Here is a 20,482-nt window from a genome sequence, read left to right as displayed (position 1 = left end):
GCTCACCTCATTTGCCCTTGGCGGATCGGGTGGCGGCGTTTTTTCGTTTTGGCCCCATAGCACGGGGCCGGTGGTGCGGCCGTATCGGCGCCCCACCTGCAAGCTCATGACTCCTTTCGAGACTCTTCACAGCTGAGGTGCGCAATGAATTCAAGCTTCTGGAAATCCGGCCATACACCCACATTGTTCGCAGCGTTCCTCTATTTCGACCTGAGTTTCATGGTCTGGTACCTGCTCGGTCCACTGGCGGTGCAGATCGCCGCCGACCTGCACCTGACGACGCAGCAACGGGGGCTGGTGGTCGCCACGCCGATTCTGGCCGGGGCGGTGTTGCGCTTCGTGATGGGGATGCTGGCTGATCGCCTGTCGCCAAAAACCGCCGGCCTGATCGGTCAGGTCATCGTCATCTGCGCCCTGTTCGGCGCCTGGAAACTCGGTATCCACAGCTACGAGCAAGCCTTGCTGCTGGGCCTGTTTCTCGGCATGGCCGGCGCTTCCTTCGCCGTCGCCCTGCCCCTGGCCTCGCAGTGGTATCCACCGCAGCATCAAGGCAAGGCCATGGGCATTGCTGGCGCGGGCAACTCAGGCACAGTACTCGCGGCATTGATCGCTCCGGTGCTGGCGGCGGCGTTTGGCTGGAGCAACGTGTTCGGCTTTGCCCTGATTCCGTTGATCCTGACCCTGGTCGTCTTCGCCTGGCTGGCCCGCAATGCCCCCGAGCGGCCAAAAGCCAAATCCATGGCCGACTACTTCAAGGCCCTGGGTGATCGTGACAGCTGGTGGTTCATGTTTTTCTACAGCGTGACATTCGGCGGCTTCATCGGCCTGGCCAGCGCCCTGCCCGGTTATTTCAACGACCAGTACGGCCTGAGCCCGGTCACTGCCGGCTACTACACCGCTGCCTGCGTGTTCGGCGGCAGCCTGATGCGCCCCTTGGGTGGCGCGCTGGCTGACCGGTTCGGCGGCATTCGGACCCTGCTGGCGATGTACACCGTCGCGGCGACCTGCATTGCCGTGGTCGGCTTCAACCTGCCGAATTCCTACGCCGCACTGGCGCTTTTCGTCTGCACCATGCTCGGTCTGGGTGCAGGCAATGGCGCGGTATTCCAGTTGGTGCCCCAGCGTTTTCGCCGGGAAATCGGCGTGATGACCGGCCTGATCGGTATGGCCGGCGGCATCGGTGGGTTTGCTCTCGCGGCCGGCATGGGCGCGATCAAGCAAAGCACCGGCAGCTATCAACTGGCGCTGTGGTTGTTCGCCAGCCTCGGCGTTCTGGCCTGGTTCGGTCTGCACGGCGTGAAACGTCGCTGGAGAACCACCTGGGGTTCGGCCGCCGTGACGGCTGCGCGAGTCTGACGCCTCGATGAGCCTGCAACTGAGTTTCGCCGAAGCCAGCGCCATCGGTCCTCGCGAGGAAAACCAGGATGCCCTGCGCCTGGTCACGCCGGCTCCGGCGCTGGCCGCAAGCAAGGGTTACCTGTTCGCGATTGCCGACGGTGTCAGCCAGTGCGTCGATGGCGGTCTGGCTGCCCGTTCGACGCTGCAGGCCCTGGCGCTGGATTACTACGCCACGCCGGAAACCTGGAGCGTCGCACAGGCACTCGATCGTCTGCTGCTGGCGCAGAACCGCTGGTTGCAGGCCAATGGCGGCGGGCAACCGCTGCTGACCACCCTCAGTGCGCTGGTCCTGCGTGGCCGGCGTTTTACCCTGGCCCATGTCGGCGATTGCCGGGTGTATCGCTGGCACGCCGACCAATTGCAGCGAATCAGCGAGGATCACGTCTGGGATCAGCCGGGTATGCAGCATGTGCTGAAACGGGCGCTGGGGCTCGATCAACACCTGGTGCTGGACTTTCTCGACGGTGAGTTGCGCCCCGATGAAAGCTTCGTCCTGCTCAGCGACGGCGTCTGGGCTGTCCTGGGCGATACCTTGATTGCCGCGATCCTGCGCGATCAGCCGGACTTGCACAGCGCTGCGCAAACCCTGGTCAATGCCGCACACCTGGCGGGCAGCCAGGACAACGCCAGCGCCTTGCTGGTGCGGGTCGATGCCCTCGGCGAAGCGAGCATTGGCGATGCGTTGATGCACTTGCAGCAATGGCCACTGCCGCCAGCCCTGAAACCGAGCCAGGCGTTCGAGGGCTGGCAGGTCGAGGGGATCGTCTCACAGAGCCAGCAATCGCTGCTTTATCGCGTTCGCGACAGCCAGCAACAACCCTGGCTGCTGAAAACCCTGCCGGGGCGCCTGCATGACGATCACCAGGCCGGGCAAGCGTTACTGTCGGAAGAATGGTTTCTCAAACGCGTGGCCGGGCGACACTTTCCTGAAGTCCATGCCGCCAGTCAGCGTCAGCATTTGTACTACGTGATGCGTGAATATTCGGGCGCTACCCTGGCCCAACGGCATGAACAAAGCGGACCCTTGCCACTGCCCCAGTGGCAAGACATCGCCGAACGCCTGCTGCGAGCGGTCGGTCTGTTGCATCGACGGCAGATCCTGCATCGCGATATCAAACCGGAAAACCTGCTGTTGGGGGACGATGGTGAGTTGCGCCTGCTGGATTTCGGCCTGGCCTACTGCCCGGGCCTCTCGCAAGATCTGCCCTGGGCGCTGCCGGGTACACCCAGTTACATCGCGCCCGAAGCCTTTCGCGGCGAAGTACCGACGCCACAGCAGGACTTGTATGCCGTCGGTGTGACCCTGTATTTCCTGCTTACCGGGCACTATCCCTATGGCGAAATCGAAGCGTTCCAGCGCCCGAGGTTTGGCCTCCCGGTCAACGCCAGCCGCTACCGGCCCGACCTGCCGGACTGGATCGCCCATAGCCTGGAGCGCGCCGTGGCGGCGGCCCCCGACCAGCGTTTCGAAACGGCGGAAGAATGGCTGCTGCTGATCGAACAGGGCGAGCGCCGCAGCTTGAGCGTGCGTCCCAAGCCGTTGCTGGAGCGCGAGCCGCTGAAGGTCTGGCGGACATTGGCCCTGGTGTCGTTGCTGCTCAATCTGGTGCTGCTGGTGGTTGCGCTCCATTAGCGGGCAATGCGCCTTGAATCGGTGCACTCCTCCATGGTTCTGCCCTTGTGAACGAAAAAAAAGCCAACAAACACGGGATTTGAGCGACTTGGCATAACCGCTGCATTACCTCTTGCAACAGACATACAGCGCAGGCTTCAACGACGAAGGTTGCACTTCCCGAGAGAACGGGACCAGGACAAAGGCGTCCTCGCTAGGCAACTAGCGGGACGCCTTTTTTTGTTTGCGCAAAATTTGTCGAGCATGGCCTGAACCCAGATGAGGCAGGCCTGAGCTCCCCGGAGAACCTGATGAAAAAACTAAAACTGGTGATGATCGGCAACGGCATGGCCGGGGTCCGGACCCTGGAAGAGCTGCTCAAACTGAGCACGGAGCTGTACGACATCACGGTCTTCGGTGCTGAACCTCACACCAACTACAACCGCATCCTGTTGTCGCCGGTGCTGGCAGGCGAACAGACCTTCGAAGAGATCGTGCTCAACGACCTGGACTGGTACCTGGAAAACAACATCAAGCTGCTGCTCAACCGCAAGGTGGTGGAGATCGACCGAGTCAAGCGCCGGGTCATTGCCGAAGACGGCAGCGAAGCCGAATACGATCGCCTGCTGATCGCCACCGGTTCGACGCCTTTCATCCTGCCCATTCCCGGCAACACCCTTGAAGGCGTGATCGGCTACCGCGACATCGCCGACACCCAGGCCATGATCGACACCGCGAAAACCCATCGGCACGCCGTGGTGATCGGTGGCGGCTTGCTCGGTCTGGAAGCCGCCAACGGCCTGATGCTGCGGGGCATGCACGTGACCGTGGTGCATATCGGCGAGTGGTTGCTGGAGCGGCAGCTGGACAAGACCAGCGGCCAGCTGCTGCAAAGCGCGCTGGAATCTCGCGGCCTGCACTTTCGCCTGTGCGAGCAGACCCAGGCCTTGCACGACGCGGGCAACGGCCGGGTCGGTTCGGTGCAATTCAAGAACGGCGACATTATCCCCGCCGACCTGGTGGTGATGGCCGCCGGCATTCGCCCCAATACCGAACTGGCGGAGAAATCCGGCATTCCGTGCAGCCGCGGGATTCTGGTCAACGACACACTGCAAACCTACGACCCACGGATCTATGCCATCGGCGAGTGCGCCAGCCACCGCGGCATCGCCTATGGCTTGGTGGCGCCGCTGTTCGAACAGGCCAAAGTCTGCGCCAACCACCTCGCCCAACTGGGTTTTGCCACCTACAAGGGGTCGGTGACCTCGACCAAATTGAAAGTTACCGGCATCGACCTGTTCTCCGCCGGCGACTTCATGGGCGGCGAAGGCACCGAGACCATCACCCTCTCCGACCCGATTGGCGGGGTCTACAAGAAACTGGTGATCAAGGATGACGTGCTGGTCGGCGCCTGCCTGTACGGAGATACGGCAGATGGCGGCTGGTATTTCCGGCAGATCCGTGAGAATCACGACATTCGGCAGATCCGCGATCACCTGATGTTCGGCGGCTCTTCATCTATGGAGCAGGCACTGGGCGACGTAGGACATCAGGGCCAGGACAAAGCCATGAGCATGGCTGATACGGCCGAAGTCTGCGGCTGCAACGGTGTGTGCAAGGGCACCATCGTCAAGGCCATTCAGGAACACGGGCTGTTCAGTGTCGACGACGTCAAGAAACACACCAAGGCTGCCAGCTCCTGCGGTTCCTGCGCCGGCCTCGTCGAACAGATCCTGATCAACACCGTGGGCGGTGCGGCGGACGTCAAACCGAAAAGCGAAAAGGCCATCTGCGGCTGCAGCGACCTCAATCACGGGCAAATCCGCCAGGCCATACGCGACCAGCACTTGCTGACCATCGCCGGCACCATGAGCTACCTGAACTGGCGCACACCCAACGGCTGCGCCACCTGCCGCCCGGCGCTCAACTACTACCTGATTTCCACCTGGCCAGGGGAAGCCAAGGACGACCCGCAATCGCGCCTGATCAACGAAAGGGCTCACGCCAACATTCAGAAAGACGGCACCTACTCTGTAGTCCCGCGGATGTGGGGCGGTGTGACCAATCCTTCAGAGCTGCGGCGCATTGCCGACGTCGCCGACAAGTACAACGTACCGATGGTCAAGGTCACCGGTGGCCAGCGCATCGACTTGCTGGGCATTCGCAAGCAAGACCTGCCGGGGGTGTGGAAAGACCTGGACATGCCGTCCGGCCACGCCTACGGCAAATCCATCCGCACGGTGAAAACCTGCGTCGGCAGCGAGTTCTGCCGCTTTGGCACGCAGAACTCCACACAGTTGGGCATTGAACTGGAACATGACCTGTTCAACATGTGGTCGCCGCACAAGGTGAAGCTGGCTGTCTCCGGTTGCCCGCGTAACTGCTCGGAAGCCGGTATCAAGGATGTGGGAATTATCGGTGTGGACTCCGGCTGGGAGATGTACATCGGTGGCAACGGCGGGATCAAGACCGAAGTCGCGGAATTCTTCGTCAAACTGAAAACCGCCGAAGAAGTGCGCGAATACAACGGTGCATTCCTGCAGCTCTATCGCGAAGAAGCCTTCTACCTCGAACGCACCGTGCACTACCTGCAACGGGTCGGCATGGAACACATCAAGAAAGCCGTGCTGGAAGATCCGGAGCGGCGCAAGGCGCTCAACGATCGCCTGCAATTCTCCCTGTCGTTCGAACAGGACCCTTGGAAGGAGCGCCTGGAACAGCCACAGCTGAAAAAAGAATTCGACGTCATCCCCGTGAAAAACCTGGAGGTGCTGGCATGAACTGGCTGGATATCTGCGCACTGGAAGAGATCAATGCCCTGGGCTCACGGATCATCGCCGGGCCAAAGGGAGACATCGCGATTTTTCGTACCAGCGACGACGAAGTGTTCGCCCTTGACGACCGCTGCCCGCACAAGGGCGGCCCGTTGTCCCAAGGCCTGGTCTACGGCAAGCGGGTGGCCTGCCCGTTGCACAACTGGCAAATCGACCTGGAAAGCGGCGAAGCCCTGGCCCCGGACATCGGCTGTGCCCATCACCATCTCGCCAGGGTGGAAAATGGCCGGGTGATGCTGGCCCTGCGGGATGCAGGCTGATGGACCGCCAGATCACTGCGTCCACCTGCTGTTACTGCGGGGTCGGCTGCGGGGTGCTGATCGAGCACGACGGCGAGCGCATCCTCGGCGTCAGCGGCGACCCGGCGCACCCGGCCAATTTCGGCAAACTGTGCAGCAAGGGCTCGACCCTGCACCTGACCGGCGACTTGACGGCGCGGGCGCTGTACCCCGAATTGCGCCTCGGTAAAGGCCTGGCCCGTCACCGCACCGATTGGGATACCGCCCTCGATCACGCCACCAGCGTGTTTGCCGCGACCATTGCCGAACATGGCCCGGACAGCGTCGCGTTCTACATTTCCGGGCAACTGTTGACCGAGGACTACTACGCCTTCAACAAGCTGGCACGCGCCCTGGTAGGTACCAATAACATCGACAGCAATTCGCGACTGTGCATGTCCTCGGCGGTGGTCGGCTACAAGCGCAGCCTGGGTGCCGACGCCCCGCCCTGCAGCTACGAAGACCTGGAGTTGAGCGATTGCGTGATGATCGTCGGCAGCAACATGGCCTACGCCCACCCGGTGTTGTTTCGCCGGCTGGAAGCCGCCAAATCCCGCCGACCGCAGATGAAGGTCATCGTCATTGACCCGCGTCGTACAGATACCTGCGATCTGGCTGACCTGCACCTGGCGATCTTGCCTGGCACCGATGTCGCCCTGTTCCATGGGATTTTGCATCTGCTGCTGTGGGAAGACTGGATCGATCGTGACTTCATCCGGGACCACACCGAAGGCCTGGCCGAGCTGAAAAACCTGGTGCGCGACTACACGCCGCAAATGGTTTCGCAGCTCTGCGGAATCAGCCTCGGGCAATTGCAGCAATGTGCCGAGTGGATCGGCACATCGCCAAGCTTTCTGTCGCTGTGGTGCATGGGGCTTAACCAGTCCACCGCCGGCAGCGCGAAAAACAGTGCATTGATCAATCTGCACCTGGCCACCGGGCAGATCGGTCGTCCCGGCGCCGGACCTTTCTCCCTCACCGGTCAGCCAAATGCCATGGGCGGGCGGGAAACCGGCAGTTTGTCGAATCTGCTGCCCGGCCACCGCGATGCCGCCAATGCGCAACACCGTGCGCAAGTGGCGTCCTACTGGGGCGTCGAGCAACTACCGGAAAATCCCGGGCTCAGCGCGATCGAGCTGTTCGAGCAAGTACGCAACGGCAAGATCAAGGCACTGTGGATCGCCTGTACCAACCCCGCGCAATCCATGCCGGACCAGACGGCCGTGCGCGCAGCCTTGCAAGCCTGCCCGTTCGTGGTGTTGCAGGAAGCCTTCAGCACCACTGAAACCGCGAAGTTCGCCGACCTTCTGCTGCCCGCCGCCAGTTGGGGGGAAAAGGAAGGTTGCGTGACCAACTCCGAGCGACGCATTTCCCACGTACGCCAGGCAATCGTCGCACCGGGTGAGGCGCGGCCGGACTGGGCAATCACCGTAGATTTCGCACAACGCCTGGAAAAACACCTGCGTCCCGGCCAAACCAGCCTGTTTGAATTTGATAATCCCGCTCAGGTCTTTGATGAATACAAACACCTGACTCACGGTCGCGATCTGGATCTGTCCGGTATCAGCCATGCGCTGATCGATCGTCTCGGCCCGCAGCAGTGGCCCTTCCCTGCGGGTGCCGTTGAAGGCACGGCCCGGCTGTACGTCGACGGGATATTTGCCACTGCCAATGGGCGCGCACAGTTCGTGGCCGATCCGTACCGCGCCGCCAAAGAGCAACGCGATGCACGCTTCCCGCTGACCCTGATCACCGGCCGCCTGCGCGATCAATGGCACGGCATGAGCCGCACCGGCACCGCCGCGCAGCTGTTTGGCCATGTCAGCGAAGCGGAGTTGAGCCTGCACCCGGACGAACTGCGTCGCCATCGCCTGCAGCCGGGGGATTTGGTCAGCCTGAAAAGCCGGCGCGGTGCAGTCATCGTCGCGGTCGCCAGCGATGACTGCGTGCGTCCTGGCCAGGCCTTTTTGCCGATGCATTGGGGCGACCGTTTTCTCAAGGGCGGGGTGAACAGCCTCACCCTGCCCGCATTCGATCCTTTGTCGAAACAGCCCGAACTTAAACACAGCGGCGTTCGCCTGGATCCGGTGGATTTGCCCTGGAAACTGTTCGCACTGATCGAGGGTGATGTTCAACGGCATTTTGAGACGCTACGACCGCTCTGTGAGGCGTTTTCCTACGTCAGCCTCAGCCTGGTTGGTCGTGAGCGCCCTGCCCTGCTTGTACGGGCGGCCAATACTTCAGCGCCTGCGGCAGAGCTGCTAAGCGAAATCGATAAAAGCCTGGCGCTCGATGACGGCCCGGTGCTGGCTTACGACGACCCTCGACGGGCCATTGGCAAGCGCGTGCGAATCGAAAATGGCCGGATCACTGCCATACGACTGGCCGGTGAAACCCTTGCCCAACACTGGTTGCAGGGGCTGTGGCTCGAAGGTCGCGCTGACCAGCAACTGCGGCGCTGGCTGCTTGCGCCGCTGAGCGCACCACCGGGCAACCTCGACGCGCCTGTCAACGCGAACAAGATCCTGTGCAATTGCAAGAACGTCGGCCAGAACGCGATCTGCGCCGGCATCAGCCGTGGCCTGGACTTGCAGGGACTCAAGCAAGAACTGGGTTGCGGCACGCAATGCGGGTCCTGCGTTCCGGAAATCAAACGCCTGCTGGCTGCCACGGCGCAGCCAATCACCGTCTTCTCGTGAGGAAAACACTATGAGTGCAAAAGTCTGGCTGGTAGGTGCGGGCCCGGGTGATCCTGAGTTGCTCACGTTGAAAGCGGTACGCGCCTTGCGCGAGGCTGAGGTGGTGCTGATCGATGATCTGGTCAATGTCGCGGTACTCGAGCATTGCCCTGGGGCGCGGATAATCCCGGTGGGCAAGCGCGGCGGCTGCCGCTCCACCCCGCAAGCGTTCATCCATCGACTGATGCTTCGTTATGCCCGGCAGGGCAAATGCGTGGCGCGGCTCAAGGGCGGCGATCCGTGCATTTTCGGTCGCGGTGGTGAAGAGGCGCAGTGGCTACGTGAGCGAGGGGTCGAAGCCGAGTTGGTCAACGGCATCACTGCCGGGCTGGCGGGGGCAACGCAATGCGATATTCCGCTGACTTTGCGCGGTGTAGCCCGTGGTGTCACGCTCGTCACCGCACACACCCAGGACGACAGCCAATTGAACTGGCAGGCACTGGCCCAAGGCGGAACGACGCTGGTGATTTACATGGGAGTGGCCAAGCTCGGTGAAATCCGTGAGCAGCTATTGGCCGGCGGCATGGCGGTGGATACGCCCGTGGCCATGATTGAAAACGCTTCCTTGCCCCATCAGCGGGAATGTCGGAGCACTCTCACAGACATGGATGAAGCTGCCTGCAGATTCCAGCTGAAAAGCCCTGCCATACTGGTGATCGGTACAGTGGCGGCTTGCGCAACTCAATCCCTGTGGGAGCGTGAGTTGCCTGTGATGGCGGTGGATCAGTCAGCCTAGTTTCACCTGTTTCACCAAATCGCAGACAAAGAAAAGCCCGGCCTGAGCCGGGCTTTTCTCAGAGCTGCGAGCTAATTACTTAGCGTGAGCTTCAACCTGCGCTTCTACGCGACGGTTAACAGCGCGACCAGCTTCAGTTTTGTTGTCAGCAACTGGGCGGGATTCGCCGTAGCCAACGGACTGAACGCGGGACGACTCAACACCGTACTGGTTGGTCAGAACTTGTTTAACGGCGCTTGCACGACGCTCGGACAGTTTCTGGTTGTAAGCGTCAGGACCGACGGAGTCAGTGTGACCTTCAACAGTAGTGGTGGTGGATGGGTACTGCTTCATGAAGTCAGCCAGGTTCTTGATGTCGCCGTAGCTGTTTGGCTTGACTACCGACTTGTCGAAGTCGAACTTCACGTCCAGCTCTACACGAACGACTTCAGCAACAGCTGGGCAGCCATCAGCGTCAACAGTTACGTTGGCTGGGGTGTCTGGGCACTTGTCAACGTTGTCGCAAACGCCATCGTTGTCGCTGTCGGAGCAAACTTCTGGAGCTGGAGCTGCAGCGACAGGCTTGTTGCCGCCACCGAAGTTCACACCCAGACCTACGGACGGGATGTAGTCCCAACGGCCGTTGTCCAGCTTGTAGTCAGCTTCTACGCCAGCGCGAGCGTAGACGTTTTCCAGGAAGTAGTACTTCAGGCCAGCGCCAGCAGTCAGGAAAGTCGACTGGTCACGACCGGTGTGGCCGTCAGCGGCTACGTTGGTCAAGCTGCCGTGCTTAACACCACCTTGAACGTAAGGACGCAGAGCGTCGCCAGCGTTGTTGAAGTGGTACTGAGCGTTCAGACCAAACTGGTCGCCTTCGATTTTCTGATTACCAGTACCGTTGTTCGAACGGGTGTGGTCGTCATTGTTGTAGGTCAAGTTCAACGATACGTCGTCGGTCAAGAAGTAACCGATGGAGGCGCCAGGAGTGTAGCCGTCTTCAACGTTGTTAACGCTGTCGTTGTACTTCTTCCCGTAGTTGAGCTCGCCTTCAACTGCGCCTTGGCCTTGTGCCAGTGCGCCGAACGAAGTAGCGGCAATAAGAGTACCAATGGCCAAGCCCAAGGTGTTTTTCAGTTTCATCCGTTAAATCCCCATCTGGTGATTGTGAAGCAGTCCCGCAAACCGGGGGACAACTCGGCGGCAAGTCTAACAGAACTTGCCTACACGTAAGAGATATTTGCGCTGAACTAAGTTTCAGCAATGCCTGCAAATTTCTCACGCAATTTATCTAGAGCGCGTTTGTACCGCATTTTTGTTGCACTCAAACCCATATGCATGATGTCTGCGATCTCCTGAAACTCCAGCTCTGCGACAAATCGTAGCACCAGAATTTCACGGTCAATCGGGTTCACATACACCAGCCAGCGATCAAGTCCACCTTTTTCCTCAGGTTTCGGCGTCTTTTCTTCGGACGCTTCCTCGAGGGGGTCAAGACTCAATGCGTCCATCAAGCGACGCTTTCGCCGTTCCTTTCGATACTGTGTGATGCACTCGTTGTACGTGATGCTATATAGCCACGTCTTGAACTTCGATTTACCTTCGAAGTTCTTCAGGCCATACAGCACCTTCAACATGACCTCCTGACAGACATCGTCTGCGTCGCGATCGTTCCCGAGATATCGTGCGCACACATTAAATAATGTCCGCTGGTAACGCCGCATCAGTTCTTCATAGGCGCGTGTTACGTGAAACAGCTCGGAATGCGCGCGCGCGACCAACTCCTCATCAGAGAGCTCGCGGGGGTCGTAGCGCATGGATAGCGATTGGGCTTTATTCAAAACAAGTCGGGCCGACAGTCAGGTCAATGTCCGCCGCAGCCAGCTTCAGCAGGCATTTTGCGGCGGCATACATTAGCAGGGTTTGCCGGGTTAGCGGCTACTCACATGCTGCTCAAGGAGAATCCGATTGGAAAGAGAGACTAGCTCACCCTCATCGGTCAGCAACGTGGTTTTAACCGTGCCGATCTCTTCGATCTGGCCTTCGACCTCGCCAACACGCACTTGTTGCCCAACCTGGTACAGCTCACGCACGTAGATTCCCGCAAGAATCTGACCGGCAATTTCCCGGCTTCCCAACCCCATGGCCAGCGCTACCGCCAGACCAACGGTTATCAACACGATCACGATCACATGGTTGAGCAGGTCAGTCTTGACCTCCAACTGGCTGATCGCAACCGAAATACTGATGATGATCACCAAGCCCTGGGCAATTCGACCAAGCCCTGAAGCATAGTCCAGACCCACGCCTTCTGCCGCTCCACGCACCAGCCCATTGGCCAGTTGCGCCAGCAAAACACCTACCAGCAACACCAGCGCCGCGCCGAAAACCTTCGGCAAATACAACGCAAGCATATCCAGCGTAGCTGAAACTCGCTCAAGCCCAAGGGATTCTGCGGCAGAAACCAGAAAAATTAGCAGAACGAACCAATAGACGATCTTGCCGATCAGGGTCGAAATAGGGACTTGCAATCCAGCGCGCGACAGCAACTTGGTCAGGCCTGTGCCACCCATCAAGCGGTCAAGGCCCAGTTTGGCGAGCAACTTGGAGAGCAAGGTGTCCAGCAGTTTGGCCACGACAAAACCCAACAGCAGCACAACCAGTGCGCCGAACAGGTTCGGAATGAAGTTCGCAACCTTGGTCCACAACGCAGTCATTGCAGTGACGAGGCTCTGAGTCCAGAGATCAAGTTCCATATTCAATCAGCCTTATCAGCAGTGCGGGCAGCAGGTTTACGAAGACGGGATACCGGCGCGACATGGGCCGATCCGTTATTCAGGGCGATCATCATCGCGGGCAGCCAGCGGCCCAGGAGGCTGAACAAATCGCCAGCGCCAACCTGGCGGTTGGCGGTTTTCAGCACACGCCCCAGGCACGCATCGTCGTCCCGGGTGGACGGTGAGGCCTTGAGCATGTCGCGTAAAGACTGTTCAAACGGATCGTGCATACGCACCTCTCGTGATGTCTGTGGAAGACGCGGTCAGTTTTGGTCGGGTCACATGGTTTCCCTCAGACCCAGCGCAAACGTCGGAATAACCACCACTGCCCCAGCGCCACCGAGACCATCATCAGGCAGGCGATCAGAAAGCCATAAGGGCTGGCAGAGAATGGAATTCCACCGACGTTGATCCCCAAAAGCCCGGTCAGAAAACTCATCGGCAAAAAGATCCCGGTGATGATCCCGAAGCGATACATCGTGCGATTCATGCGCACGCTCAACCGACGGTCTTCAGCTTCCAGGACCAGCCCTACGCGCTCCCGGGTCAATTCCAGCTCTTCGAGGTAGCGGGTCAGGCTGTTGTTCAATTCGTTCCAGTAATCGCCATCGTCCTCGACGAACCAGGGCAATTTGATCCGCGTCAGTTGACCAAAAATGTCCCGCTGCGGAGCAAGAAAGCGCTTCAACGCAGCCGCCCGGCGACGAATCTGCAAAACCGATCCGTGCTCAGGAGTATACCGTTCGTCGGAATCCAGCTTTTCTTCTTCCTCATCGACCACTTCCGAGAGACAGCTGACCAGATCCTGCACCTTGTTGGTGAGGTACTGCGCCATGCAAAGGATGAGTTCGGAGGCAGTTTTCGGCCCCTTGCCCTCGGACAGTTGCACCAGCAACTCGTCAGTGGCACGCAACGGACGCAAACGCAGAGAAATGACACGCTGGGCAGAGCCGAAGATCCGCACCGACACCATGTCTTCCGGCTCGGCACCGGGGTTCAGATTGACCCCGCGCAAAAATAGCAGCAGTTCGCTGTCCGAAAGCTGTAAAAGGCGCGGACGGGTGTTTTCTTCGAGTAACAGGTCACAGCTGAATTCGCTCAGACCGCTGGATTTGCGTAACCAGGTCCGGGTTTGCGGATGACTGCGATCCCAGTGCAGCCACAGGCTTTCGTGGGCCTGCAGCTGCAAGTCATCAAGTTCAGTCCGGGCAATCGAACGCGCGCCGCCTCTACCGTCCAGCACCAGGGCATGCACCAGCCCCCATTGCGCGTTTTCTTCCTCGAACATCCGCATTCCATTCTTCAAAAAAGTCGTCTAAAGCTTACTCAGGCATTGCAAGCGGGCTTGGCGAGATGATCACGCCGTTGTTGTCCGCATAGATGTAATGGCCCGGATGGAAGGTCACGCCGGCGAAGGTCACGGCAACGTTGAGGTCACCGACACCGCGCCTGTCGGTTTTCATCGGGTGGCTGGCCAAGGCCTGAACCCCCAGGTCGGTTTGCGCGATGATGTCGACGTCACGGATGCAACCGTAGATCACCAGGCCTTCCCAGCCATTTTTAGCGGCTTTCTCGGCGAGCATGTCACCCATTAGCGCACGACGCAGGGACCCCCCGCCATCGACCACCAGGACCTTGCCATTCCCCTTGAGCTCGACTTGCTCCTTGACCAGCGAGTTGTCTTCGAAGCACTTGATGGTCACGATTTCGCCGCCGAACGAATCACGGCCGCCGAAATTGCTGAACATCGGTTCCAGCACCTGCACCAGTTCCGGATAGGCGTCGCACAGGTCAGGCGTGAGGTAATGGATCATCGAGAAACTCCTGTAAAGAGGAAGACAGCACGAACATCAGTGATGACTCAGTCACGGAAAGTGACCGGAACAGCTCAATGCGTCATATCTTAGCCGCAAGCCGATCAGAGCGAAATGCCCTTGTTAGAGCGTCAGGCTCGGATTGCCGCGGCCAAATCCTGTTGTGCTCCCGGCAAAGGTGTCTGCTGATCGGCCAACCAGCGAGTCACCAACGGCCAGACTTCAGCCTGGGCTGCCTTGCTGACGAGCATTTCCACGTGACCGAAATTGTCGCCGAAGCCCTGCTCGCGCCCCAGATTGATGAATTGCTTGTGCTGCGAACCGACCTGATCGAACAGCTTGCGACACGCCCAGGCCGGGTCCTGATGATCACCCGCGGCACTGACCGCCAGTACGGGCAACTTGACCTCGGCCAGGCCTGCCCACCAGTCCTTGTCGGCATCGCCGAAGCGCCCGAACAAGCCAAACCAGCGCATGCTTTCCAGGGCCAGGCCAATCGGCTCGTCCTCCGGGCCGCGCTTGAGGCGTGAACCGGACAATTGAGCAAAACGCTTGAGAATAAAGCGCCCACTCCACTCCACCGGAGGGATTTTCAGCGGCCAGTAAGTACGACTGACTTGCGTCCCAAAAAACGCCGCAGAGGCCACGACCGGCTCGCCGATGTACTCGCCACCCAATGCAGCTGCCAGCGTAATACCGCCCAGTGAATGGCCGATCCAGTGAGGAATCTGTCCGCTCTGTTCACGCACGAACGCGCCAATGGCCGGGAGATCGTAGCGGGCATAGTCGGCGACGCCGTTCTTGCGGTAGTTCTGGTTGCGCTGGGACAAGCCGTGACCGCGCATTTCCGGAATCCAGACGTCGAACCCCAAGCGAGCCAGGTAAGCGCCAAGCCCGATGCCTTTGGGGGAAAACCAGAACCGGCGATTGGAAAAGCTGCCGTGCAGCAGGATCACCGGCACGCCACGGGAGGACGACTCATCGGCCATGCCAAGGCGTGTCACAGCCAGTTCGACGGTGAAGTCGGGGCTGTTACCGGGTTTCAAACGATAGACATCTTCGCTCAGATCGCCGCGCCGTTCGGCGCTGATCAGAGCGACAGGAAATAGGTTGCTGCTGCTTTGCATAATCTCTTGCACAAAAAAGGGCGGCATCCAGATGGAGCCCGCCCTACATGAATCCAAAGAGGCCGGTCAATGACCGGCCTCTTCACTCACCGATCAAGCCTGCGCCTGACCCTCAGCCAGGAAGAACCAGGTTTCCAGCACGGAGTCCGGGTTCAACGAAACGCTTTCAATGCCCTGCTCCATCAGCCACTTGGCCAGGTCCGGGTGATCCGAAGGGCCCTGACCGCAAATGCCGATGTATTTGCCGGCCTTGTTGCACGCGGCAATGGCATTGGCCAGCAGCTTCTTCACCGCCGGGTTACGCTCGTCGAACAGGTGCGCAATGATCCCGGAGTCACGGTCCAGGCCCAGGGTCAGCTGGGTCAGGTCGTTGGAACCGATGGAGAAACCGTCGAAGAACTCGAGGAACTCTTCCGCCAGGATGGCGTTGGACGGCAGTTCGCACATCATGATCACGCGCAGGCCGTTCTGGCCACGGGCCAGGCCGTTTTCCGCCAGCAGATCCACCACCTGGCTCGCTTCGCCCAGGGTTCGGACGAACGGCACCATGATTTCGACGTTGGTCAGGCCCATCTCGTTGCGCACGCGCTTGAGGGCGCGGCATTCGAGTTCGAAGCAGTCGCGGAACGATTCGCTGATGTAACGCGAGGCACCGCGGAAGCCCAGCATCGGGTTCTCTTCTTCCGGCTCGTACAGCTTGCCGCCGATCAGGTTGGCGTATTCGTTGGACTTGAAGTCCGACAGACGCACGATGACCTTTTTCGGCCAGAACGCAGCCGCCAGGGTGCTGATGCCTTCGACCAGTTTCTCGACATAGAAGCCGACCGGATCGTCGTAACCGGCGATACGCTTGTCGACGCTTTCCTTGATGTCCAGCGGCAGACCGTCGTAGTTCAGCAGTGCTTTAGGGTGCACGCCGATCATGCGGTTGATGATGAACTCCAGACGGGCCAGGCCCACACCGGCGTTCGGCAGCTGCGCGAAGTCGAAGGCGCGATCCGGGTTGCCGACGTTCATCATGATCTTGAACGGCAGCTCCGGCATGGCGTCCACGGAGTTTTTCTTGATGTCGAAGCCCAGTTCGCCTTCGAAGATGAAACCGGTGTCGCCTTCAGCGCAGGAAACGGTCACGCCCTGGCCATCTTTCAACAGATGGGTGGCGTTGCCGCAACCTACTACCGCTGGAATACCCAGCTCACGGGCGATGATCGCCGCGTGGCAAGTACGGCCGCCACGGTTGGTGACGATCGCGCTGGCGCGCTTCATGACCGGTTCCCAATCCGGGTCGGTCATGTCGGAAACCAGTACGTCGCCTGGCTGGACCTTGTCCATCTCGGACACGTCCTTGATGATGCGGACCTTGCCGGCGCCGATGCGCTGGCCGATGGCACGGCCTTCTACCAGCACGGTGCCGGTTTCCTTCAGCAGGTAACGTTCCATGACGTTGGCCTGGGTGCGGCTCTTCACGGTTTCCGGACGGGCCTGCACGATGTACAGCTTGCCGTCGTCACCGTCCTTGGCCCATTCGATGTCCATCGGGCACTTGTAGTGCTTCTCGATGATCATCGCCTGCTTGGCCAGCTCGCTGACTTCGGCGTCGGTCAGGCAGAAACGCGCGCGTTCAGCCTTGTCCACGTCGACGGTCTTGACCGAACGACCGGCCTTGGCTTCGTCGCCGTAAATCATCTTGATGGCCTTGCTGCCCAGGTTGCGACGCAGGATGGCCGGACGACCAGCAGCCAGCGTGCCCTTGTGGACGTAGAACTCATCCGGGTTCACCGCGCCTTGTACGACGGTTTCACCCAGGCCGTAGGCGCCGGTGATGAACACCACGTCTCGGAAGCCCGATTCGGTATCGAGGGTGAACATCACGCCGGCGGTGCCGGTTTCGGAACGGACCATGCGCTGCACGCCAGCAGACAGGGCAACCAGCTTGTGGTCGAAGCCCTGGTGCACGCGATAGGAAATGGCGCGGTCGTTGAACAGCGAGGCGAACACCTCTTTGGCGGCGCGAATGACGTTTTCGACACCACGGATGTTCAGGAAGGTTTCCTGCTGGCCGGCAAAGGAAGCGTCCGGCAAGTCTTCGGCGGTGGCCGAAGAACGCACGGCCACGGCCATGTCAGGGTTGCCGGCGGACAGCGTGGCGAACGCGGTACGAATTTCGGCATTCAGTTTTTCAGGGAACTCGGCTTCCATGATCCATTGGCGGATCTGGGCACCGGTCTTGGCCAGGGCATTCACGTCATCGACGTCCAGGGCATCGAGTGCGTCATGAATCTGCTGGTTCAGGCCGCTCAACTCCAGGAAATCACGATAAGCCTGAGCGGTCGTGGCGAAGCCACCGGGCACCGATACACCGGCGCCTGCCAGATTGCTGATCATCTCGCCGAGGGATGCGTTCTTGCCCCCCACATGCTCTACATCATGGACGCCGAGCTTATCGAGGGAAACTACGTACTCTACCAAGGTGATCTCTCCACTAACTGTGTTGGAAAAGCTCAAAACCGGCTGCTCGGGGGAGCGTTTACCGGCTATATGGCCTGGACCTGGAAAATAAGTGAGAATGCGGGCCAATGGCGGCCGGCAAACCGCGCCTATCATATCCAAGATTCGTCACTAGCTTAAGGCCCAAGGTGCAAATGAAACGATCTGCTTTCTTTATCTCCGATGGTACAGGCATTACCGCCGAAACCCTCGGCCAAAGCCTTCTGGCGCAGTTCGAAAACATTACCTTCAGCAAAGTCACGCGGCCGTATATCGACAACGTGGACAAAGCGCGGGCCATGGTACAACAAATCAACAAAGCCGCCGAAACCGACGGCTTCCGTCCGATTATCTTCGACACCATCGTCAATCAGGACATTCGTGAGATTCTCGCAACCTCGAATGGTTTCATGATCGACATTTTCTCGACGTTCCTGGCACCGCTTGAACAGGAACTGACCGAGCATTCTTCCTACACCGTGGGCAAATCCCACTCCATCGGCTCCAACACCAACTACATGGAGCGTATCGAAGCGGTGAACTTCGCCCTCGACAACGACGATGGCGCCCGCACGCACTATTACGACAAGGCCGACCTGATACTAGTGGGCGTGTCGCGATGTGGTAAGACGCCGACGTGCCTGTACATGGCGATGCAATTCGGCATCCGCGCGGCCAACTACCCGCTGACCGAAGACGACATGGAACGCCTGCAACTGCCGTCCGCCCTGCGCGCCCACCAGCACAAGCTGTTCGGCCTGACCATCGACCCGGACCGCCTCACCGCGATCCGCAACGAGCGCAAACCCAACAGCCGCTATTCGAGCTACGCCCAGTGCGAGTTCGAAGTGCGCGAGGTCGAGAACCTGTTCCGCCGTGCAAACATCCCGCACATCAACTCCACGCATTTTTCCGTGGAAGAAATCTCCGCGAAAATTCTTGTGGAGAAAGGTGTGGAGCGGCGGTTCAAGTAAGAGAGACAGCTACAAGCCACAAGCTTCAAGCGACAAGCAATAAGGCGCTACTGCCCTGACTTGCAGCTTTAAGCTTGCAGCTTGTAGCTGCTTCTAGATAACAAACAAATCCACAAACCGGTTCACCGGTGTCGCCTCAAGTTTCTGCTGATCCTTGCACAGCGCAAAAATCTCCTCGCTACGCTGCCCCGCGAATCGTGTCAGCAAGTTCGCCCTGAATTTCTCCTCCAGCAACGGAATACCTTCAGCCCGACGCCGACGATGCCCAATCGGGTATTCCACGACGACGTTTTCCGTGCTCGAACCGTCCTTGAAAAACACCTGCACCGCGTTGGCAATCGAGCGCTTGTCGGCCTCCAGATATTCACGGGTGTAGCGCGGTTCTTCGACGATGACCATTTTCTCGCGCAGCACATCGATGATCGGATGCGCCTGGTGGAAATCGTCTTCGTAGTACTCCGCAACCAGGTTGCCGAAGGCCAGCGGCACGGCGGTCATGTACTGGATGCAGTGATCGCGGTCGGCGGCATTGGCCAGCGGGCCGACCTTGGAAATGATGCGAATCGCTGACTCATGCGTGGTGATGACGATCCGGTCGATTTCGTGCAGACGATTGCGCACTTGCGGATGCAGAGTCACCGCCGCTTCACACGCGGTTTGCGCGTGAAACTCGGCCGGAAAACTGATCTTGAACAGCACATTTTCCATCACATAACTGCCGTACGGCCGCGAGAAACTGAACCCGCGCTTGTCTTCAGGCTTGAGTGCCAGATCGCTATTGGTGTGGCTGAACAGTACGTCGTAAAAACCCCACTGTTTGGTACTCAATACGCCGGGGATGCCCATCTCGCCGCGCATCGCGATGTCCGCCAGGCGCACGCCACGGCTGGATGCATCACCTGCCGCCCAGGACTTCCGCGATCCGGCATTCGGCGCATGCCGATACGTGCGCAACGCCTGACCGTCAGCAAAAGCGTGGGACAACGCCGACAACAACTGCTCGCGATTGGCGCCCATCAGTTTGGCGGTGACCGCAGTCGAGGCGACCTTCACCAGGATGACGTGATCGAGGCCGACACGATTGAACGAGTTTTCCAGCGCGATCACGCCCTGAATCTCGTGGGCCATGATCATCGCCTCAAGCACCGTGCGCACGGTCAACGGCGCCTCGCCATTGGCCAGCCTTTTTTGCGACAGATGGTCAGCCACCGCAAGGATGCCACCGAGGTTATCCGACGGATGCCCCCACTCGGCCGCGAGCCAGGTGTCGTTGTAATCGAGCCAACGTACGATACAGCCGATGTCCCACGCAGCCTTGACCGGATCAAGCCGATAAGACGTGCCCGGAACCCGGGCGCCGAACGGTACGACGGTGCCTTCGACCACAGGCCCGAGATGCTTGGTGCACTCGGGAAAACGCAGGGCCAGCAGGCCGCAACCCAAGGTATCGATCAGGCAGTTGCGCGCGGTATCCAGCGCCTCTTCTGACTCGATCTTGTAGTTGAGGACGTAATCGGCAATGTCCTGCAGGACCTTGTCGTAGTCGGGGCGGTTGTTCAGGTCGACGTTGGCACTCATGTTCGATTCACTCTATGAAGTGGGTCGTTGATGGGACCTCGGTTCAGAGCATTCTCAGCGGGTTACTGCTTTCTTGTTTTGGTAATGCATTCAAAATGTGGGAGCGGGCTTGCTCGCGAAGACGGTGTGTCAGTCGACATCAATATTGCCGCC

The 20,482-nt window shown here is 59.7% G+C and carries 16 protein-coding genes; 7 read left to right on the top strand and 9 right to left on the bottom strand.

What is annotated here, in order from left to right:
• The first annotated feature begins 144 nt into the window (after positions 1 to 144).
• From AC1DVE_RS02370 to cobA, 6 genes are all read left to right on the top strand, one after another.
• Entirely contained in the window at positions 145 to 1,356 is a 1,212-nt protein-coding gene (locus AC1DVE_RS02370; protein ID WP_223454980.1) for a nitrate/nitrite transporter, read from the top strand.
• A gap of 7 nt (positions 1,357 to 1,363) precedes the next feature.
• Positions 1,364 to 3,031, top strand: a complete 1,668-nt coding sequence (locus AC1DVE_RS02365) for a bifunctional protein-serine/threonine kinase/phosphatase (RefSeq protein WP_477783689.1) — start codon at positions 1,364 to 1,366, stop codon at positions 3,029 to 3,031.
• 290 nt (positions 3,032 to 3,321) lie between these two features.
• Entirely contained in the window at positions 3,322 to 5,790 is a 2,469-nt protein-coding gene (gene nirB, locus AC1DVE_RS02360; protein WP_477783688.1) for a nitrite reductase large subunit NirB, read from the top strand.
• The gene (gene nirD / locus AC1DVE_RS02355; RefSeq protein WP_046042889.1) at positions 5,787 to 6,104 is read left to right on the top strand and encodes a nitrite reductase small subunit NirD; all 318 of its coding nucleotides are present in this window, start codon (positions 5,787 to 5,789) and stop codon (positions 6,102 to 6,104) included. The genes nirB and nirD overlap by 4 nt, the downstream gene beginning before the upstream one ends.
• Positions 6,104 to 8,821: a nitrate reductase gene (locus AC1DVE_RS02350; protein WP_223454985.1), complete on the top strand. Its 2,718-nt coding sequence runs from the start codon at positions 6,104 to 6,106 to the stop codon at positions 8,819 to 8,821. The genes nirD and AC1DVE_RS02350 overlap by 1 nt, the downstream gene beginning before the upstream one ends.
• A gap of 10 nt (positions 8,822 to 8,831) precedes the next feature.
• Positions 8,832 to 9,596: a uroporphyrinogen-III C-methyltransferase gene (gene cobA, locus AC1DVE_RS02345; protein ID WP_223454987.1), complete on the top strand. Its 765-nt coding sequence runs from the start codon at positions 8,832 to 8,834 to the stop codon at positions 9,594 to 9,596.
• 75 nt (positions 9,597 to 9,671) lie between these two features.
• Here the strand turns inward: cobA and AC1DVE_RS02340 are convergent, their stop codons facing one another.
• From AC1DVE_RS02340 to ppsA, 8 genes are all read right to left on the bottom strand, one after another.
• Positions 9,672 to 10,715: an OmpA family protein gene (locus AC1DVE_RS02340; protein ID WP_223454989.1), complete on the bottom strand. Its 1,044-nt coding sequence runs from the start codon at positions 10,713 to 10,715 to the stop codon at positions 9,672 to 9,674.
• A 107-nt stretch (positions 10,716 to 10,822) separates the two neighbouring features.
• Complete coding sequence (gene sigX / locus AC1DVE_RS02335) at positions 10,823 to 11,413, bottom strand: RNA polymerase sigma factor SigX (RefSeq protein ID WP_150753300.1); 591 nt, start codon at positions 11,411 to 11,413, stop codon at positions 10,823 to 10,825.
• Positions 11,414 to 11,503: 90 nt separating this feature from the next.
• Entirely contained in the window at positions 11,504 to 12,328 is an 825-nt protein-coding gene (locus AC1DVE_RS02330) for a mechanosensitive ion channel family protein (RefSeq protein WP_008048604.1), read from the bottom strand.
• A 2-nt stretch (positions 12,329 to 12,330) separates the two neighbouring features.
• Positions 12,331 to 12,579, bottom strand: a complete 249-nt coding sequence (locus tag AC1DVE_RS02325) for a CrfX protein (RefSeq protein WP_223454991.1) — start codon at positions 12,577 to 12,579, stop codon at positions 12,331 to 12,333.
• 62 nt (positions 12,580 to 12,641) lie between these two features.
• Positions 12,642 to 13,637: a zinc transporter ZntB gene (locus tag AC1DVE_RS02320; protein WP_223454993.1), complete on the bottom strand. Its 996-nt coding sequence runs from the start codon at positions 13,635 to 13,637 to the stop codon at positions 12,642 to 12,644.
• A 34-nt stretch (positions 13,638 to 13,671) separates the two neighbouring features.
• Positions 13,672 to 14,160: a ribonuclease E activity regulator RraA gene (gene rraA, locus AC1DVE_RS02315; RefSeq protein WP_223455002.1), complete on the bottom strand. Its 489-nt coding sequence runs from the start codon at positions 14,158 to 14,160 to the stop codon at positions 13,672 to 13,674.
• A gap of 134 nt (positions 14,161 to 14,294) precedes the next feature.
• Complete coding sequence (locus AC1DVE_RS02310) at positions 14,295 to 15,290, bottom strand: alpha/beta fold hydrolase (protein WP_223454995.1); 996 nt, start codon at positions 15,288 to 15,290, stop codon at positions 14,295 to 14,297.
• A gap of 93 nt (positions 15,291 to 15,383) precedes the next feature.
• Positions 15,384 to 17,759, bottom strand: coding sequence for a phosphoenolpyruvate synthase (gene ppsA / locus AC1DVE_RS02305; protein ID WP_223454997.1), 2,376 nt, complete (start codon positions 17,757 to 17,759; stop codon positions 15,384 to 15,386).
• Between the two features lie 173 nt (positions 17,760 to 17,932).
• On the opposite strand from ppsA, the gene ppsR reads away from it, so the two are divergent.
• Complete coding sequence (ppsR, locus tag AC1DVE_RS02300) at positions 17,933 to 18,751, top strand: posphoenolpyruvate synthetase regulatory kinase/phosphorylase PpsR (RefSeq protein WP_150724649.1); 819 nt, start codon at positions 17,933 to 17,935, stop codon at positions 18,749 to 18,751.
• Between the two features lie 93 nt (positions 18,752 to 18,844).
• Here the strand turns inward: ppsR and prpD are convergent, their stop codons facing one another.
• Positions 18,845 to 20,329 carry a 2-methylcitrate dehydratase gene (prpD, locus tag AC1DVE_RS02295; RefSeq protein WP_223532524.1) on the bottom strand — a complete coding sequence of 495 codons (1,485 nt, stop codon included), beginning with the start codon at positions 20,327 to 20,329 and terminating at the stop codon, positions 18,845 to 18,847.
• Positions 20,330 to 20,482: the final 153 nt, after the last annotated feature.

Source organism: Pseudomonas sp. P4_B4 (genome assembly GCF_056402255.1).
This window is presented reverse-complemented; position numbering and strand designations above follow the sequence as displayed.

Excerpts from the sequence above, each read along its gene's own strand:
- AC1DVE_RS02370 (WP_223454980.1), top strand. The coding sequence starts at position 145 with ATGAATTCAAGCTTCTGGAAATCCGGCCATACACCCACATTGTTCGCA.
- AC1DVE_RS02310 (WP_223454995.1), bottom strand. The coding sequence starts at position 15,290 with ATGCAAAGCAGCAGCAACCTATTTCCTGTCGCTCTGATCAGCGCCGAA.
- AC1DVE_RS02340 (WP_223454989.1), bottom strand. The coding sequence starts at position 10,715 with ATGAAACTGAAAAACACCTTGGGCTTGGCCATTGGTACTCTTATTGCC.
- ppsR (WP_150724649.1), top strand. The coding sequence starts at position 17,933 with ATGAAACGATCTGCTTTCTTTATCTCCGATGGTACAGGCATTACCGCC.
- nirD (WP_046042889.1), top strand. The coding sequence starts at position 5,787 with ATGAACTGGCTGGATATCTGCGCACTGGAAGAGATCAATGCCCTGGGC.
- AC1DVE_RS02325 (WP_223454991.1), bottom strand. The coding sequence starts at position 12,579 with ATGCACGATCCGTTTGAACAGTCTTTACGCGACATGCTCAAGGCCTCA.
- AC1DVE_RS02330 (WP_008048604.1), bottom strand. The coding sequence starts at position 12,328 with ATGGAACTTGATCTCTGGACTCAGAGCCTCGTCACTGCAATGACTGCG.
- AC1DVE_RS02350 (WP_223454985.1), top strand. The coding sequence starts at position 6,104 with ATGGACCGCCAGATCACTGCGTCCACCTGCTGTTACTGCGGGGTCGGC.
- prpD (WP_223532524.1), bottom strand. The coding sequence starts at position 20,329 with ATGAGTGCCAACGTCGACCTGAACAACCGCCCCGACTACGACAAGGTC.
- AC1DVE_RS02365 (WP_477783689.1), top strand. The coding sequence starts at position 1,364 with ATGAGCCTGCAACTGAGTTTCGCCGAAGCCAGCGCCATCGGTCCTCGC.
- AC1DVE_RS02320 (WP_223454993.1), bottom strand. The coding sequence starts at position 13,637 with ATGTTCGAGGAAGAAAACGCGCAATGGGGGCTGGTGCATGCCCTGGTG.
- nirB (WP_477783688.1), top strand. The coding sequence starts at position 3,322 with ATGAAAAAACTAAAACTGGTGATGATCGGCAACGGCATGGCCGGGGTC.
- cobA (WP_223454987.1), top strand. The coding sequence starts at position 8,832 with ATGAGTGCAAAAGTCTGGCTGGTAGGTGCGGGCCCGGGTGATCCTGAG.